Origin of the sequence: Microbacterium barkeri, from assembly GCF_027921765.1 — a bacterium.
In the GTDB taxonomy this organism is placed as follows: Bacteria; Actinomycetota; Actinomycetes; order Actinomycetales; family Microbacteriaceae; genus Microbacterium; species Microbacterium barkeri.
This window is the reverse complement of the sequence record NZ_BSEJ01000008.1, coordinates 16,502-32,829: the sequence shown is the minus strand read 5'-3', so window position 1 is coordinate 32,829 and position 16,328 is coordinate 16,502. Positions and strand designations below refer to the sequence as shown.

The window sequence follows — 16,328 nt, the reverse complement described above, 5'->3', positions numbered from 1 at the left end:
ATGACGCGGTGTTGCCTCGGCGTTTCGTGAAGGAGTCACTTCATGACGAGCGCCTCACGCGCCGCGTCAGGCGGACTCGTGCGCCGTGAAGAGGGTGTGCACGTCGCCCGCGACGGCCCGGCCGCCCAGATCGACGAGCTCGAGCACGACGGCCGACCCGACCACCTCGGCGCCGAGGTCCCGGATGAGCTGCTGGGCGGCCGCGAGTGTCCCGCCGGTCGCGAGCACGTCGTCGAGGAGCAGGACGCGCTCCCCCGGCTTGAGGACGCCCGGCGCCTCGATCGCCGCCGACCCGTACTCGAGGTCGTACGACACGGCGGCCGCCGGCTTGGGCAGCTTCCCGGCCTTGCGGATCGGCAGCACCCCGACTCCGGCGACGGCCGCGACATACCCCGCGAGGAGGAACCCGCGCGCCTCGATGCCGCCCACGATGTCGAACCGGCCCTCGAACGGCTCGACGAGCGCGGCGCACGCGACGCGGAGGGCCTCGGGGTCGGCCAGCAGCGGCGAGATGTCGCGGAACAGGATGCCCGGCTCCGGGTAGTCCGGGGTGAGGTCGATGAGCGATTCGGCACGGGCGAGGGCGTCGTTCACCTGCCCAGGCTACCGGCGCCGCCTGGACGGCCGCGGGGGCGGTGCTCCCGGTTCGGGGCGGGCATGAGGCAGACTGGGCGCGTGACGACGACCCTCCTCTCCGCTTCGACCGCGCTGGCGAGCACCGGCAACGACCTCGTGCCCTGGATCGTGGGCGGCGCCGTGGTGCTCGTGCTCGCGGGCGCCGGGCTCCTGGTCCTCCGCCGCCGGCAGTGACGCGCGGGGCCGCCTAGACCCGAGCCCCTGCGCGCGCATCCACCGGGCGCATCCTCGAGACGACGCCCGGCAGTCCGCCGCGCTCGGTCGCGATGACGAGCGCGACGATGCTCGCCACGGCGAACAGCGCGTCGAGCGGCGACGTCAGCATGCCGAGGAGCTGCCAGCCGCCGATGCCCGCGAGGTAGCGCAGCGCGCGGGCCGCCAGCGCGGGCCCCACCCCGCCCTCCCACCGGACGAGGACGGCGTGGTCGCCCACCGTGCCGCCCGTCACGAGGACGACCGCCGCCAGGAGGACGAAGGGCACGGCGGTCGCCGCCACGTTCGGGGCGGCGGGATCCAGCTGCGCAGCCGGGACGCCGGCGACGTAGAGCTGCCACGCGTTCACGGCGATGCCCGCCGCACCGCCGGTCAGCGCGACCGCGAGCGCGTCGCACAGCATGCCGAGCAGGCGCCGCCAGATCGTCACCGGGCGCGGGGCGTCCGCCACGGGCCGTGCATCGCGGCGGGCGAGCAGCGGGCGCACCGCGAGCGACAGGGCGCCGCCGAGCAGGGCTCCCGCGGTGTTGGCGAGCAGGTCGTCGACGTCGAACAGACGGTACCCGCAGGGGTAGATGCCCCAGACGCCCGTGACCTGGGTCGTCTCGATCGCGAGCGACAGCCCGAACCCGACGAGCGTCGAGACGAGCACGCCGCGCCGCCAGATGAGGCGCAGGAAGAACCCCAGCGGCACGAACAGGAGCACGTTGAGCGCGACCTGCATGACCGCGGGATTGTGCCGCAGGGCGGAGAGCGAGCCGACCGGGTCGTCGAGGATGTCGTCGACGAACTGGAACGGCCGCAGCTGCGGCGCCGCGCAGCGGATCGCGTCGGGGTCGGGGAGCGGAAGCAGCGTGTACGTCCACAGCGCGAGGCCGTAGACGAGGAAGGCGCCCCACAGCAGCAGCTGCCGGAGGGTGAGCCGGCCCTCCCGCCGATACTGCACGGCGACGAACGGCACGAACAGCAGCACCGCGAACACCGCCCCGAGCAGGACGGCGACGACAGCGGGGAGCACCTGACCGTTCACAGGCATCCACGCTATCCGAGCCCCTACCCTGGACCCATGACGCGCCTGCTCGCCGACGCCGACTCGACCCGCTGGGTGCCCGTGACCGGGCGCGGACTCCGCGGCGGCCGCCACCGGAAGGCGGCCATCCGCATGCTCCTCGGGAGCGCCGGCCTCCCGCAGGGAGCTCCCGGGTCGGGATTCCTCGCGTGGATCGCCAATCGCGCGGCGCGCGCGATGATGCGCCGATCGGATGGCCGGATCCTCGCGTGGGTCTGGAAGGACGACCCCGAGCTCCTCGTCGCGATCGCCCAGGTCCAGGAGCTCACGGCGCAGCTGCGGACCGCCCGCGCCATGATGCCGATCGAGTACGACGACACCGAGGACTTCCGGTCGCCGTTCCTCGGGCAGGGCGAGAAGCTCGTCATCGACATGCCGCAGGGCGAGCGCTCCCTCCTCTCGGCGACCTACACGTGGGACACCGGCACGCAGCTTGTGACGCTGCAGGCGGCCTCGCCCGACCGCGAGCGCTTCCGCACGCTGCTGCCGGCGATCGAGGACCTCGCCCGGACCATCCGCCTCTCGGACGACCTCGAGGTCGGCGAGTCGAACATCCTCCGGCTCCCGCCCGCCTGATGCGGCGGACCGGCGGAGCCGCCGCGCTGCTCGCGGCCGCCGCGCTCGTCGCGGGATGCGCGGCGGCCGACGACGGCATCCGCCTTCCCCCTCCGGACGGCGTGCTCGACTACCAGCTCGGCGGCGCGTACGCGCCCGCCCCGGAGGTGACGATCGTCGTGCGCGACCGCACCGAGGCGCCCGCGGACGGGGCCTACGGCGTCTGCTACGTCAACCTCTTCCAGACCCAGCCGGACCCCGCGTCGGGGCCCGACCCCGCCCTCGAGGGGACGACCGCGTGGTGGGACGCGGTCCACCCCGAGCTGCTGCTGCGGGATGCGGACGGCACTCTCGTGGTCGACGAGGAGTGGAACGAGGCCCTGTTCGACATCCGGACCGCCGCCGCGCGCGAGGCGCTGCTCCAGATCCAGTCGGCGTGGCTGCGCGGGTGCGCCGACGACGGCTACGACGCCGTGGAGCCCGACAACCTCGATCAGCACGAGCGCTCGCACGGGCTGCAGACCCTCGACCACGCGCTCGCCTACATGTCGGAGGTCATCCCCCTCGCGCACCGGCTCGGGCTGGCTGTCGCGCAGAAGAACACCGCCGAGCTCGGGGCGTCCGGCCCTGAGCTCGGCTTCGACTTCGCCGTCGCCGAGGAGTGCGAGCTCCACGACGAGTGCGCCGACTACCGCTACCCGGGGCGCGTCCTCGAGATCGAGTACGACGACACGGGCGTCGTCGAGCGCGACGGCATCACGCGGACCGCGTTCGAATGGGCGTGCGCCCGTCGCGCGGGCGACCATCCGATCACCCTCCGCGACCGCGACGCGACCCCGCGCGGCGACCCCGCGCACGTGTTCGCGCACTGCTGAGGCCCGGTTACCGCCGCCGAGTCATCGCTGTCAAGCCCATGCGCCGCTGCCGCCGTCGCCCCTAGGTTTGCATCAGCGGCGCACATCCGCGCACCGCTTTGAGAAGGGAGCAGTCATGGGCTTCATCGCATTCCTCATCCTCGGCCTCATCGCCGGAGCCATCGCGAAGGCCATCCTGCCGGGCAACCAGGGCGGCGGCTGGATCGCCACCCTCATCCTCGGCGTGGTCGGAGCCTTGCTCGGCGGATGGATCGGAACGGCCCTCTTCGGAGTGGGTGTCGACCAGTTCTGGGATCTCGGCAGCTGGCTGCTCGCGATCGGCGGAGCGATCATCGTCCTCCTCATCTGGGGACTCATCACGGGTCGACGCAAGACGAACTGAGTGTGAGCGTGCACGGCATGTGAGCGTGCCGGGAATCGAGCGGCACAGGTGGCCGGCGCGTCGGGGGATGCGCCGGCCATCGCCGTGTCAGCGGCGCGGCTCGAAGGCGAGCGGCTCCTCGCGGATGCGGACGCGAGCCGACTCGACCGCGCCGCGGACGACGATGTCGCGCCCCAGGGTGCTCGCGACGAGCTCGGGCACGGGCGGGTAGAACTCCTCCGCGAGCACCGTCCGCGCACGCGCGAGGACCGGCTCGACGGCCTCCGCGATCGCGCCGGCGATCACGACCCGCTCGATGTCGAGGAGACTCGCGAGGACGAGCGCGACCCGCGCGATGCGGTCGCCGAGCCGATCGAGGATGCCCGCGGCGAGCGCGTCGCCGTCGGCGGCGGCGCGGAAGACGTCGCGCGCCGTGATCTCGTCGACGGGCAGCTCGGCCAGGGCGCTCCGCTCACCGTGCGCGAGGGCGTCCTGCGCCCACATACGGGCGAGCGCGCCGACGCCGTCGGGGCTCCCCGCTCCCTCCACGATGTCGAGGAAGCGCATCTCGCCCGCTCCGCCGCGCGCTCCGCGCAGCAGCCGGCCGTCGACGATGACGCCCGCGCCGAGGCGCTCCCCCGAGAGCAGCGTCGCGACGTTCGCCGTGTGGGCCTGACCGTCGTGGCTCTGCTCGGCGACCGCCGCGAGGTTGGCGTCGTTCTCGACGACCACGGACGGGCCGGGGAGCGCGTCCGCGAAGCCCGGGTTCATCGTCTTCCAGTAGTCCCGATCTCCCGCGGGCGAGCGCCCGTCGGCGTCGACGGGCGCCGGAACGCCGACGAGCAGATCGTCACGCCGGGCCCCCGCCGCCGCGAGGGCCTCGTCGAGCAGGCGCACGGCGAGCGCGCGGCGCTCGTCCGCCGCCTCGGCGCGACTGCGCTCGGCCGCGGAACCGGGGCGGCGGTCGACGGCGGGAGCGTCGGCGCCGACCTCGCCGAGCGCCTTCCCGCGGAGGTCGGCGACGATCGCGGTGAAGCGGTGCTCGCCCGCGTCGATGCCGGCGACGACCCCCGCCTCGTCGCGCAGACGGTAGCGCCGCGCCGGGCGCCCCTTGCTCGTCAGGCCGGCGGCCCGGCTGTCCTCGAGCTCGACGAGCCATCCGGCCTCGACGAGGTCGTCGCACACGCCGAGCACCGTCGCGCGGGTGAGCGATGTCTCCGCCATCACCTCGGCCGCCGTGAACTCCGCGACGCGCAGGGCGAAGCGCACCACCGCGCCGGAGTTCATCCGGCGCAGCACCTGGGGCGAGTTCGCCGTGCCGTGAGCCATGTCCTCGACCTTACTGGGGGTCTTGACGCCGCCCGACTGGCGGTGAGAGAGTGTCCCCGTTATATTCGCAGTCTAGATTTACTCGCTGAATAAATCGAGACGCAGGAGAGGACGACGATGTCTTTGGGACTGAGAAGAGCGACGAGGGTCGCCGCGGCCGGGATCGGCGTCGCCGTGACCGCGTCGCTGCTCGCCGGCTGCTCCGCCGGCGGACGGGAGACCGTCCACTTCACGTTCAGCAAGCGCGAGGCGATCTCGTTCATGACCGAGGTGGTCGACGAGTTCAACGCGTCACAGGACGAGTACGAGGTGGTCATGGACACGTCGGGCCCCGACGTCATCGCGGCGAGCTTCGTCCGCGGCAATCCGCCCGACCTCATGCTCGCGAACTACAACCAGGAGGTCGCGCGCTTCGTGCAGCGCTGCGCGCTCACGGACCTGTCCGAGACCGAGGCGGCCGCCGACATCCGCCCCGAGATGCAGCCCCTCCTCGACCAGTACGGCGTCTGCGAGGGCCGCACGACCGCGCTCCCGTACTCGGTGATGGCCGCATCGGTCATCTACAACAAGGAGATCTTCGCGGAGCACGACCTTGAGGTCCCGCAGACGTGGAGCGAGCTCATCGAGGTCTGCGACACCCTGCAGGCCGCGGGCGTCGCGCCGTTCTACGCGACCTTCGCGGATGCCTGGACGGCGAACCAGGGATGGTTCGACTACGCGATCGGCGGATCCCTCGACGTGCTCGACTTCTACGACCAGCTCGCCGCGCAGGGCACCGACGTCGGCCCGGATTCGCCGGTGTCCTTCCAGAAGGACTTCCTCGAGCCGATCGAGAAGATGCAGCTCCTCGCGAGCGCCTACACGCAGCAGAACGCGAGCAGCCGCGGCTACGACGCGGGCAACGTCGCCTTCGCGAACGGCGAGGGCGCGATGTACCTGCAGGGACCGTGGGCCTTCAGCGAGATCGCGAAGACGAACCCCGACCTCGAGCTGGGCACCTTCCCGCTCCCGATGACCGAGGACCCGGCCGACCTCAAGGTGCGCGTCAACATGGACCTCGTCACGATGATCCCCGAGGAGGCGGAGAACAAGGAGGGCGCGCTCGCGTTCCTCGAGCACCTCTTCCAGCCCGAGCTCATCCAGGAGTACAACGAGTCGCAGCTCGGCTTCGTGCCGACGACGACCGGCGACGACCCGAGCGACCCCCGCGTCGAGGGGATGATCGGCTACTACAACGAGGGCGCGGTCTACCAGGGCCCCGGCGTCCTGAACCCGCGGGCCATCCCGACCGAGAACTACGCGCAGTCGCTCGTCCTCGGCGCGGACGCCTCCTCGGTCCTGCAGACCATGGACGCCGACTGGGCCCGCCTCGCCTTCCGCCAGCCGGCGGTCTCGACCGAGGAGACGGCAGAATGAGCACCACCACGACGATCGTGACCGGCGGCGACCGCCGCGTGCGCCGCAGCCGCAAGCGGGTCGAGCCGATCTACTACCTCTTCCTGCTGCCGTCGCTGCTGCTGTTCACGCTCGCGATCACGCTTCCCGGCGTCATCGGCATCGTCTTCAGCTTCACCGACTCCATCGGCCTCGGCGACTGGAAGTTCATCGGCTTCACCAACTACATCGCGGCCTTCAGCGACCCGGCCATCCTCTCGAGTTTCCTGTTCACCTTCGGGTTCTCGCTCGTGACGGTCGTCGTCGTGAACGTGATCGCGTTCCTCCTCGCGGTGGGGCTCACGGCGCGCATCCGCTTCAAGATGGGGCTCCGCGCGATCTTCGTCATCCCGATGGTCGTGTCGGGCATCATCATCGCGTACGTCTTCCAGTTCCTGTTCCAGAACTCGCTGCCCGGCGCCGGCGCCGCGCTCGGCATCCCGTTCCTCGAGGAGAGCATCCTCGCGAACCCCGACCTCGCCTGGCTCGGCATCGTCATCGTGACCGCGTGGCAGTCGATCCCCGGCACGCTCCTCATCTACATCGCGGGGCTTCTGTCGATCCCCGGCGAGGTCTACGAGGCCGCCGACATCGACGGCGCGTCCAAGCCGCAGCAGCTGCTGCGGATCACGCTCCCCCTCGTCGCGGGCTACGTCGTCATCAACGTCATCCTCGGCTTCAAGAACTTCCTGAACTCGTACGACATCGTGGTCGGCCTCACGAACGGCGGCCCCGGCACCTCCACCCGCACGATCGCGATGACGATCATCCGCGGCTTCCAGACGGGCGACTACGCCTACCAGATGGCGACAGCGACGCTGTTCTTCATCATCACCGTCATCATCGCCGTCCTGCAGCTGTCGGTGACGCGCGGAAGGAGCGCACTCTGATGTCCACGCACACCGCCCCCACCGGCAGCACGAGAGCCATCGTCACGAGCGCCGCCGGCAAGGCCCCGCGCTTCCGCATGGAGCGCGTGAACTGGTCGGCCACCGTCATCCTGTTCCTGTGCGCGATCACCGTGCTCCTGCCCCTCTACGTCACCGTCTCGATGGCGTTCAAGACGAGCTCGCAGGCGGTCGACGGCAACGCGTTCTCGCTGCCGATGCCGTTCAGCATCCAGGGGTTCATCGACGCCTGGCAGCTCACGAAGTTCCCGGTCGGCTTCGCGATGTCGCTCATCGTGACCGCGGGCACCGTCGTCGCGACGATCATCCTCGCGGCGTTCGCGTCCTACGCGATCGTCCGCAACTGGGATCGGAAGCTGTTCCGATGGTCGTTCTTCTACCTGCTCGCGGCCATGTTCATCCCGTTCCCCGTCGTCGCCCTCCCGCAGATCCAGCTCACGGGCCGGGTCGGCCTCGACAACCCGCTCGGGGTCATCCTGCTCGCGACGATGTTCCAGCTGAGCTTCAGCGTGCTGCTGTTCACCGCGTTCCTGCGGTCGATCCCGCTCGAGCTCGAGGAGAGCGCGCGCATCGACGGCGCCTCGACGTGGCAGACGTTCTGGAAGCTCATCGTCCCGCTCCTCGCCCCGATGAGCGCCACGGTCGGCATCTTCGCGTTCCTCTACGCGTGGAACGACTTCATGATGCCGTCGCTCATCATCTCCGACGCGAACCTGCAGACGCTGCCGGTACGCCAGAACCTGTTCCAGACGCAGTTCAGCAGCAACTACAACGTCGCGTTCGCGTCGTACCTCATGGCGATGGCGCCCGCGATCATCGCCTACCTGTTCGCGCAGCGCTGGGTCATGGAGGGCGTCACGCAGGGCGCCGTCAAGGGCTGAGCGCCGAACCGTCCACGGGCGGATGAGCGGGCCGCGCCCGCTCATCCGCCCCTTGCTCCCAGGGGGGATCCCACGTCATGTCAGAGCAGATCGCGCCCGCCGGCGCCGACTGGTGGCGCCAGGCCGCCGTCTACCAGATCTACCCGCGGTCGTTCGCCGACGCGAACGGCGACGGGATCGGCGACCTCCGCGGCATCGTCTCGCGCGTGCCGTATCTCCGCGCGCTCGGGGTCGACGCCGTGTGGCTGAGCCCGTTCTATCCGTCGGCGCTCGCGGACGGCGGATACGACGTGGCCGACTACCGCGACGTCGACCCGCGCATCGGCACGCTCGCCGAGTTCGACGAGATGGTCGCTGCGCTGCACGAGGCCGGCATCCGCGTCGTCGTCGACATCGTGCCGAACCACTCGTCCGACCAGCACGCGTGGTTCCGCGAGGCCCTGGCCGCGCCGAAGGGCTCGCCTGCGCGCGACCGCTACATCTTCCGCGACGGTCTCGGCGAGAACGGCGAGCTCCCGCCCGCCGACTGGCCGTCGGTGTTCGGCGGATCCGCATGGGAGCCGGTCGGCCACGGCCAGTGGTACCTCCACACGTTCGCGAGGGAGCAGCCCGACTTCAACTGGGACAACGCGGAGGTGCGCGAGGACTTCCTCACGACGCTGCGCTTCTGGTCGGATCGCGGCGTCGACGGCTTCCGCATCGACGTCGCGCACCTGCTCGTGAAGGAGCTCGCCGATCCGCTGCCCTCGCAGGCGGAGCTCGACGCCCTCGACCGCGATTCGGGGCGCCATCCGCTGCTCGACCGCGACGAGGTGCACGAGGTCTATGCGCAGTGGCGCGCGGTCTTCGACGAGTACGACCCGCCGCGCACGGCGGTCGCCGAGGCGTGGGTCGACTCGCCCGCGCGCCGCGCGCGCTACGCCTCCCCCGCCGGCCTCGGCCAGGCGTTCAACTTCGACCTGCTCACGGCCGACTTCGACGCCGGCGCCTTCCGCCGCATCGTGGCCGACAACCTCGCGCAGTCCGCGGCCACGGGCTCGTCGTCGACGTGGGTCCTCTCGAACCACGACGTGACGCGCCACGCGACGCGCTACGGCCTGCCTCCGCTGAACGGACGCCGCGTCAAGCAGGGCGTCGAGTGGATGCTCGCGGGCGCGCCAGCCGACGGCGTCGACCTCGCGCTCGGGCTGCGTCGTGCGCGCGCCGCCACGCTCTTCCTGCTCGCCCTCCCCGGCAGCGCGTACCTCTATCAGGGCGAGGAGCTCGGGCTGCACGAGGTCGGCGACATCCCCGCCGAGCAGCGGCAGGATCCCGCGTACCACCGGTCCGTCGGACAGCCGGCCTGGAGCTACGACGGGCTCGGGCGCGACGGATGCCGCGTGCCGCTCCCCTGGGCACGCTCGGGCTCATCGTTCGGGTTCGGCTCCGACGGCGCGCATCTGCCGCAGCCGGCCTGGTTCGGCGACGTCTCCGTCGAGGCGCAGGAGGGCGATCCCGCCTCGACCCTCAGCCTGTACCGCGCGGCCCTGAGACTGCGCCGCGAGCTCCAGTCGGACGAGACGCTCGCATGGCACGATGAGCTCGGACGAGACGATGTGCTCGCCTTCTCCCGCCCCGGCGGGTGGGTGAGCGTGACCAACTTCGGCGACGCTCCCGTCGCCCTTCCCGACGGGGAGGTCGTCCTCGCGAGCGCACCGCTCGACGGCGACCTCCTCCCCGGCGCGGCGACAGCCTGGCTGACCCGCGCATGACCCGCCATCCGCACACCGCACGACCCGCCATCCGCACCGCATTGAGGAGAGACATCCCTTGACCACGCTCACCGCGACATCCGAACCCACCCTCCTCGGCGAGGCCGACTGGTGGCGCCAGGCCGCCGTGTACCAGATCTACCCCCGCTCCTTCGCGGACGCGAACGGCGACGGCATCGGCGACCTGCGCGGCATCATCTCGCGCATCCCGTACCTGCGCGCCCTCGGGATCGATGCGGTGTGGCTCAGCCCGTTCTATCCGTCGGCCCTCGCCGACGGCGGCTACGACGTCGATGACTACCGCGACGTCGACCCGAAGATCGGGACCCTCGAGGAGTTCGACGAGATGGTCCGCGAGCTCCATGCCGCGGGCATCCGCCTCATCGTCGACCTCGTCCCGAACCACTCCTCCGACCGCCACGCGTGGTTCCAGGAGGCGCTGCGCTCGCCCAAGGGGTCGCCCGCGCGCGACCGCTACATCTTCCGCGACGGACGCGGCGAGAACGGCGAGCTGCCGCCCGCCGACTGGGAGAGCATCTTCGGCGGCCCGTCGTGGACGCGCGTCGAGGACGGGCAGTGGTACCTGCACCTCTTCGCGAAGGAGCAGCCCGACCTCAACTGGGACAACGAGGAGGTCCGCGCCGACTTCCGCACGACGCTGCGCTTCTGGGCCGACCGGGGCGTCGACGGGTTCCGCGTCGACGTCGCGCACGGCCTCGCCAAGCACCTCCCCGATGAGCTGCCCTCCAAGGAGGAGATGAAGGCGATCACCGAGCCCGGTCAGCACCCCCTGTGGGACCGCGACGAGGTGCACGACATCTACGCCGACTGGCGGAAGGTCTTCGACGAGTACGACCCGCCGCGCATCGCCGTCGCGGAGGCATGGGTCGAGACGTCGCGCCGCCCGCGGTACGCGAGCGCCGAGGGACTCGGCCAGGCGTTCAACTTCGACCTGCTGCAGGCCGACTTCGACGCCGCGCAGTTCCGGACGATCATCGCCGAGAACCTCGCCCTGTCGGCGGCGTCGGGCTCGTCGACGACGTGGGTGTTCTCGAACCACGACGTCGTCCGGCACGCGACCCGCTACGGCCTGCCGACGCCGACCGAGAAGGTCGAGACGTCGGAGATCATGGCCATCCCCAGCAAGGACTGGCTGCTCCGCGGCGCCCCCGAGGAGGAGCTCGACCGCGAGCTCGGCGTGCGCCGTGCACGCGCGGCGACGCTGCTCGAGTTCGCGCTTCCCGGCTCGGCGTACCTGTATCAGGGCGAGGAGCTCGGTCTGCACGAGGTCGGCGACATCCCCGACGAGGCGCGGCAGGACCCGTCGTTCTTCCGCAACAAGGGCGTCGAGGTGGGCCGCGACGGATGCCGCGTGCCGCTGCCCTGGACGACGAGCGGCTCGTCGTTCGGCTTCGGCCCGAACGGCGCGCACCTGCCCCAGCCGGCCTGGTTCGCCGAGGTCTCGGTCGAGGCGCAGGACGACGACCCCGCGTCGACGCTGAACCTCTACCGCGAGGCGCTCCGCCTGCGGCACGAGCTCCAGGCGGCGGAGGCGCTGACGTGGGATGAGAAGCTCACCACGGGCGACGTGCTGGCGTTCTCGCGCCCGGGCGGCTGGACGAGCGTCACGAACTTCGGCGACACCCCGGTTCCGCTGCCTGAGGGCGAGGTGCTCCTCTCGAGCTGGCCGCTCGAGGGCGACGAGCTCCCCGGCGCGACGACCGTCTGGCTCCAGCGCGGCTGACGCCGTCCCCCACGTGTCTCACTCGTCGCGGGTTCCGCCTCCGGATACCCGCGACGAGTGAGACACGCTTGCGTGGCCGCGGGTGTGCATGTCTCACGACACGCGGGAATACCCCGCCCATACCGACGGCGGTTGAGACACGCCCACCCCACCGGGCACACCATGTCTCACGCCACGCCGAAATACCCGGTCCATACCGACGGCAACCGAGACACGCCCACCCCACCGGGCACACCCCGGCCGACCCCGCGTCAGCGCTTGCGCCGGAACCACACCGTCGACAGCGGCGGCAGCACGACCTCCGCGTGCGCGGGCCATCCCTTGTGCTCGCCGGCGACCGCCGTGACCGCGCCGAGGTTGCCCACGCCAGAGCCGCCGTACGCCTCGGCGTCGGTGTTGAGGCACTCCTCCCACTCCCCGTCACCCGGGAAGCCGAGGCGGTAGCCGTGGTGCGGCATGGCCGCGAAGTTCGTCGCCGAGAGGATCTCGTCGTCCCCGCTGCGGCGCACGAACGCGAACACGTTCCCCGCCGCATCGTCGGCCTCGACCCACGCGAACGAGCCGGGGTCGGCGTCGGATCGCCAGATCGCGGGCGACTCGCGGTACCGCGCATTGATGTCGCGGAGCGCGTCACGCAGGCCTCGGTGCTCGGGGTGGTCGAGCAGCCACCAGTCGAGCTCGCGCGACTCGGCCCACTCCGCCTCCTGGCCGAACTCCGAGCCCATGAAGAGCATCTGCTTGCCGGGGTGGGCCCACATGAACGCGTAGTACGCGCGCAGCGTCGCGAGCTGACGCCAGCGGTCGCCGGGCATCTTGCGCAGCAGCGAGCCCTTGCCGTGCACGACCTCGTCGTGCGACAGCGGCAGGACGTAGTTCTCGCTCCACGCGTAGACCAGCGAGAAGGTCATCTCGCCGTGGTGGTACGCACGGTGGATGGGGTCGCGCTGCAGGTACTGCAGCGTGTCGTGCATCCATCCCATGTTCCACTTGAAGCCGAATCCGAGGCCGCCCGCGCTCGTCGGCTGCGTGACGCCGGGCCACGCGGTCGACTCCTCGGCGATCATCGAGATGCCCGGCACGCGCTTGTAGGCGGTCGCGTTCAGCTCCTGCAGGAACTGCACGGCCTCGAGGTTCTCGTGGCCGCCGTGGATGTTCGGGGTCCACTCCCCCGGCTCGCGCGCGTAGTCGAGGTAGAGCATCGATGCCACGCCGTCGACCCGGAGCCCGTCGGCGTGGAACTCCTCGAGCCAGTACAGCGCGTTGCCGTAGAGGAAGTTCCGCACCTCGCGGCGCCCGAAGTCGAAGATGTGCGACCCCCACTCCTTGTGCCATCCGCGCTGGGGGTTCGGGTCCTCGTAGAGCGGTGCGCCGTCGAACTGGACGAGCGCCCAGGGGTCGGTCGCGAAGTGGCCGGGCACCCAGTCGAGGATGACGCCGATGCCCGCCTGGTGCAGGCGGTCGATGAGCAGGCGCAGGCCGTCGGGATCGCCGAACCGGCTGTCGGGCGCGTAGTAGCCCGTCACGTGGTAGCCCCACGATCCGCCGAACGGATGCTGCATGACCGGCATGAGCTCGACGTGCGTGAAACCGAGGTCGGAGAGGTACGGCACGAGCTCGTCGGCCAGCTGCGCGTACGACCGGTCGCGGCGCCAGGAGGCGAGGTGCATCTCGTAGATCGACATCGGCGCGTCGACCTGGCCGCGCGACGCGCGCGCCGCCATCCACTCGTCGTCGCCCCACTCGTACGCCGAGTCGAACACGCGCGACGCGGTCTGCGGCGGCACCTCGGCCCATGCGGCCATCGGGTCGGCCTTCTCGCGCCACACGCCGTCGGCGCCGAGGATGACGTACTTGTAGGTCGTGCCGCTGCCGACGCCCGGCACGAACAGCTCCCAGATACCCGAGCTGCCGAGCTGGCGCATCGGGTGCTCGCGGCCATCCCAGCTGTTGAAGTCGGCCTTGAGGCGCACGGCGCGGGCGCGCGGCGCCCAGACCGCGAACGCCGTGCCGGTGACGTCGGGCGCGACGCCCAGGCCGTCGTAGCGGTGCACGTGCGCGCCGAGCACGGTCCACAACTGCTCGTGCCGCCCCTCGCCGATGAGGTGGAGGTCGACCTCGCCGAGCGTCGGCAGGAACCGGTACGGGTCGTCGCGCTCCATCGGCTCCGACCCCTCGTAGGCGACCTCGAGCCGATACGCCGGGACGTCGGCCACGGGCAGCACCCCGGCCCAGACGCCCTCGTGCTCGTGCGCGAGGTCGACCGCGGCCCATCCGTCGGGGTTCTTACGCGTCGGCGCGGGCAGGCGATAGCGCACCGTGACCGACTTCGCGAGCGGCTTCAGCACCCGGACCGTGACGCCGCCGTCGTGCGGGTGCGGCCCGAGGACGGCGTGCGGATCGCCGTGCTCGCCGTGGGCGATCTGCGCGAGGATCGCCGGATCGATGGGCAGGACGGATGGCGATGACGCGGTCATGACGCTCCCCTCGGGATGTCGGCGGCGGGGCTCGGCGCCGGCTCGGCGTGCGGGTCGCGCACGGCGAGGATGTGGGCCACCTCGTGGCCGGGATCGAGCCGCACGTACGCGTCGCGCCCCCACGTCCACTCGCTGCCGGTGATCTCGTCGCGGACGGCGAACACCTCGGGCAGGCCGGCCGCCGCGAGGTCGAGGTGGACCATCGTCTCGCGCGTCCCGTGCGGATCGAGGTTGATGACGACGATGACCGTGTCGCCCTGGCGATCGGACTTCGAGAAGCAGAGCACGTGGTCATCGTCCGTCCAGTGGATGACGAGGCTGCGCAGCTGCTGGAGGGCGGGGTGCGCCCGACGGATCTCGTTGAGCCGCGTGAGGTACGGCGCGAGCGTGCGCCCCTCGCGCTCCGCGCCCTCCCAGTCGCGGATGCGGATCTGGTACTTCTCGCTGTCGAGGTACTCCTCGCTGCCGGGCTTGACCGCGACGTGCTCGAAGAGCTCGTAGCCCGCGTACACGCCCCACGAGGGCGAGCCCGTCGCGGCGAGCGCCGCCCGCAGGCGGAACGCCGCGGGGCCGCCGTACTGGAGGAACCCGTGGAGGATGTCGGGGGTGTTCACGAAGAAGTTCGGCCGCATGAGGTGGTCGCTCTCGGTCGCGACCTCGCGCAGGTAGTCCTCGATCTCGCCCTTCGCGGTGCGCCACGTGAAGTACGTGTACGACTGATGGAAGCCGACCGCGCCGAGCGTGTGCATCATCGCGGGGCGCGTGAACGCCTCCGAGAGGAAGAGCACGTCGGGGTCGGTGCGGCGGATCTCGCCGAGGAGCTTCTCCCAGAACTGCACGGTCTTCGTGTGCGGGTTGTCCACGCGGAAGATCCGCACGCCGTGACTCATCCACAGCCGGACGACGCGCAGCACCTCGGCGTAGATGCCGTCGAAGTCGTTGTCGAAGTTGATCGGGTAGATGTCCTGGTACTTCTTGGGCGGGTTCTCCGCGTACGCGATCGACCCGTCGGCCCGCGTCGTGAAGAACTCCGGATGCTCCTTCACCCACGGATGGTCGGGGGCGGCCTGGAGCGCGAGGTCGAGCGCGACCTCGAGGCCGAGCTTGTTCGCCTTCTTCACGAACGCGTCGAAGTCGGCGAAGGTCCCGAGATCGGGGTGGATGGCGTCGTGCCCGCCGTCCTTCGAGCCGATCGCCCACGGCGATCCGACGTCGTCCGGCCCGGGCGTGAGCGTGTTGTTCGGCCCCTTGCGGTTGATCTCGCCGATCGGATGGATGGGCGGCAGGTACAGCACGTCGAAGCCCATCGCGGCCACCGCGGGAAGGCGCTTGGCCGCGGTCTTGAACGTGCCGCTGACGACCTTCCCGGTCTTCCTGTCGACCTTCGCGCCCTCGGAGCGGGGGAAGAACTCGTACCAGCTGCCGAAGAGGGCGCGCGGGCGGTCGGCGTAAAGGGGGTAGGGCCCCGCGACCGTCAGCAGGTCGCGAAGCGGATGGGCGCGGAACAGCGCGAGCACCTCCTCGCTCGCGAGCTGGGCCATCCGCGCCTCCGCCGGCCGCGACGCATCCGTCGCGGCCTCGAGCGCGCCCTGCAGCACCTCGCGCTCGGCGGCCGACAGCGCCGCCGCGTCGATGCGCTCGAGCAGCAGCCGCCCCTCGAGGAACATGAGGTCGACGTCGACGCCGGCGGCGATCTTCACGCTCGCCGCGTGCTCCCACGTCGCGAGCGGGTCGGACCATCCGTGCACCTCGAACGTCCACGCGCCCTCGACGTCGGGGGTGACCCACGCCTCGTAGCGGTCGGTGCCCTTCGCGATCTCGCGCATGCGGACTGGCGGGCGCCGGGCGCCATCCGGATCGATCAGCACCACCTCGGCGCCGAGACGGTCATGGCCTTCGCGGAAGACCGTCGCGCGCACGGGAAGGGGCTCGCCCCGAGTCGCCTTCGCCGGCAGCTCGCCGCCCTCGATGAGCGGATGGACGTCGATCACGGGAATGCGTCCGACCATGGCACCCAACCTAGCCATCCGGAGCACCCGGCGACTACCCGCGTTCCCGCGCGTGTCGACGGTGTCCGGAGAGTTCCCGATCGCGTTCG

At 71.2% G+C, this 16,328-nt stretch carries 14 protein-coding genes; 9 read left to right on the top strand and 5 right to left on the bottom strand.

What is annotated here, in order from left to right; genetic code table 11:
- Window positions 1-66: 66 nt before the first annotated feature.
- Window positions 67-594: an adenine phosphoribosyltransferase gene (locus tag PKE79_RS09325; protein WP_271173422.1), complete on the bottom strand. Its 528-nt coding sequence runs from the start codon at window positions 592-594 to the stop codon at window positions 67-69.
- 81 nt (window positions 595-675) lie between these two features.
- Here PKE79_RS09325 and PKE79_RS09320 point away from each other — a divergent pair, with 81 nt between their 5' ends.
- On the top strand, window positions 676-810 hold the full coding sequence (locus tag PKE79_RS09320) for an LAVTG motif-containing sortase-dependent surface protein (protein WP_271173421.1): 135 nt from the start codon (window positions 676-678) through the stop codon (window positions 808-810).
- 13 nt (window positions 811-823) lie between these two features.
- Here PKE79_RS09320 and PKE79_RS09315 read toward each other — a convergent pair whose 3' ends face one another.
- The gene (locus PKE79_RS09315) at window positions 824-1,885 is read right to left on the bottom strand and encodes a VanZ family protein (protein ID WP_271173420.1); all 1,062 of its coding nucleotides are present in this window, start codon (window positions 1,883-1,885) and stop codon (window positions 824-826) included.
- Window positions 1,886-1,915: 30 nt separating this feature from the next.
- On the opposite strand from PKE79_RS09315, the gene PKE79_RS09310 reads away from it, so the two are divergent.
- The 3 genes from PKE79_RS09310 (at window position 1,916) to PKE79_RS09300 (ending at window position 3,730) form a co-directional block, all read left to right on the top strand.
- Entirely contained in the window at window positions 1,916-2,494 is a 579-nt protein-coding gene (locus tag PKE79_RS09310; RefSeq protein WP_271173419.1) for a hypothetical protein, read from the top strand.
- Window positions 2,494-3,348 carry an endo alpha-1,4 polygalactosaminidase gene (locus PKE79_RS09305; protein WP_271173418.1) on the top strand — a complete coding sequence of 285 codons (855 nt, stop codon included), beginning with the start codon at window positions 2,494-2,496 and terminating at the stop codon, window positions 3,346-3,348. The genes PKE79_RS09310 and PKE79_RS09305 overlap by 1 nt, the downstream gene beginning before the upstream one ends.
- Window positions 3,349-3,463: 115 nt before the next feature.
- Window positions 3,464-3,730 (top strand): GlsB/YeaQ/YmgE family stress response membrane protein, encoded by a 267-nt coding sequence (locus PKE79_RS09300; RefSeq protein ID WP_271173417.1) that lies wholly within the window; start codon window positions 3,464-3,466, stop codon window positions 3,728-3,730.
- A gap of 87 nt (window positions 3,731-3,817) precedes the next feature.
- Here PKE79_RS09300 and PKE79_RS09295 read toward each other — a convergent pair whose 3' ends face one another.
- A complete protein-coding gene (locus PKE79_RS09295; protein WP_271173416.1) occupies window positions 3,818-5,038 on the bottom strand; it encodes an ROK family protein in 1,221 nt (406 codons plus the stop codon).
- 117 nt (window positions 5,039-5,155) lie between these two features.
- Between PKE79_RS09295 and PKE79_RS09290 the strand changes: the two genes are divergently transcribed.
- From PKE79_RS09290 to PKE79_RS09270, 5 genes are all read left to right on the top strand, one after another.
- Window positions 5,156-6,454: an ABC transporter substrate-binding protein gene (locus PKE79_RS09290; protein ID WP_271173415.1), complete on the top strand. Its 1,299-nt coding sequence runs from the start codon at window positions 5,156-5,158 to the stop codon at window positions 6,452-6,454.
- Complete coding sequence (locus PKE79_RS09285) at window positions 6,451-7,362, top strand: carbohydrate ABC transporter permease (protein ID WP_271173414.1); 912 nt, start codon at window positions 6,451-6,453, stop codon at window positions 7,360-7,362. The genes PKE79_RS09290 and PKE79_RS09285 overlap by 4 nt, the downstream gene beginning before the upstream one ends.
- Window positions 7,362-8,261, top strand: a complete 900-nt coding sequence (locus tag PKE79_RS09280) for a carbohydrate ABC transporter permease (RefSeq protein ID WP_374727760.1) — start codon at window positions 7,362-7,364, stop codon at window positions 8,259-8,261. The genes PKE79_RS09285 and PKE79_RS09280 overlap by 1 nt, the downstream gene beginning before the upstream one ends.
- A gap of 77 nt (window positions 8,262-8,338) precedes the next feature.
- Window positions 8,339-10,012, top strand: coding sequence for a glycoside hydrolase family 13 protein (locus PKE79_RS09275; protein WP_271173413.1), 1,674 nt, complete (start codon window positions 8,339-8,341; stop codon window positions 10,010-10,012).
- 58 nt (window positions 10,013-10,070) lie between these two features.
- Window positions 10,071-11,756 carry a glycoside hydrolase family 13 protein gene (locus PKE79_RS09270; RefSeq protein ID WP_271173412.1) on the top strand — a complete coding sequence of 562 codons (1,686 nt, stop codon included), beginning with the start codon at window positions 10,071-10,073 and terminating at the stop codon, window positions 11,754-11,756.
- Between the two features lie 251 nt (window positions 11,757-12,007).
- Here PKE79_RS09270 and glgB read toward each other — a convergent pair whose 3' ends face one another.
- A complete protein-coding gene (gene glgB / locus PKE79_RS09265; RefSeq protein WP_374727759.1) occupies window positions 12,008-14,230 on the bottom strand; it encodes a 1,4-alpha-glucan branching protein GlgB in 2,223 nt (740 codons plus the stop codon).
- Entirely contained in the window at window positions 14,227-16,239 is a 2,013-nt protein-coding gene (locus PKE79_RS09260) for an alpha-1,4-glucan--maltose-1-phosphate maltosyltransferase (protein ID WP_271173411.1), read from the bottom strand. The genes glgB and PKE79_RS09260 overlap by 4 nt, the downstream gene beginning before the upstream one ends.
- Between the last annotated feature and the right edge of the window lie 89 nt (window positions 16,240-16,328).

Bases quoted from the DNA above. Each gene is read 5' to 3' on its own strand.
- PKE79_RS09315 (WP_271173420.1), bottom strand. From the start codon at position 1,885: ATGCCTGTGAACGGTCAGGTGCTCCCCGCTGTCGTCGCCGTCCTGCTC.
- PKE79_RS09310 (WP_271173419.1), top strand. From the start codon at position 1,916: ATGACGCGCCTGCTCGCCGACGCCGACTCGACCCGCTGGGTGCCCGTG.
- PKE79_RS09305 (WP_271173418.1), top strand. From the start codon at position 2,494: ATGCGGCGGACCGGCGGAGCCGCCGCGCTGCTCGCGGCCGCCGCGCTC.
- PKE79_RS09300 (WP_271173417.1), top strand. From the start codon at position 3,464: ATGGGCTTCATCGCATTCCTCATCCTCGGCCTCATCGCCGGAGCCATC.
- PKE79_RS09295 (WP_271173416.1), bottom strand. From the start codon at position 5,038: ATGGCTCACGGCACGGCGAACTCGCCCCAGGTGCTGCGCCGGATGAAC.
- PKE79_RS09290 (WP_271173415.1), top strand. From the start codon at position 5,156: ATGTCTTTGGGACTGAGAAGAGCGACGAGGGTCGCCGCGGCCGGGATC.
- PKE79_RS09285 (WP_271173414.1), top strand. From the start codon at position 6,451: ATGAGCACCACCACGACGATCGTGACCGGCGGCGACCGCCGCGTGCGC.
- PKE79_RS09280 (WP_374727760.1), top strand. From the start codon at position 7,362: ATGTCCACGCACACCGCCCCCACCGGCAGCACGAGAGCCATCGTCACG.
- PKE79_RS09275 (WP_271173413.1), top strand. From the start codon at position 8,339: ATGTCAGAGCAGATCGCGCCCGCCGGCGCCGACTGGTGGCGCCAGGCC.
- glgB (WP_374727759.1), bottom strand. From the start codon at position 14,230: ATGACCGCGTCATCGCCATCCGTCCTGCCCATCGATCCGGCGATCCTC.
- PKE79_RS09260 (WP_271173411.1), bottom strand. From the start codon at position 16,239: ATGGTCGGACGCATTCCCGTGATCGACGTCCATCCGCTCATCGAGGGC.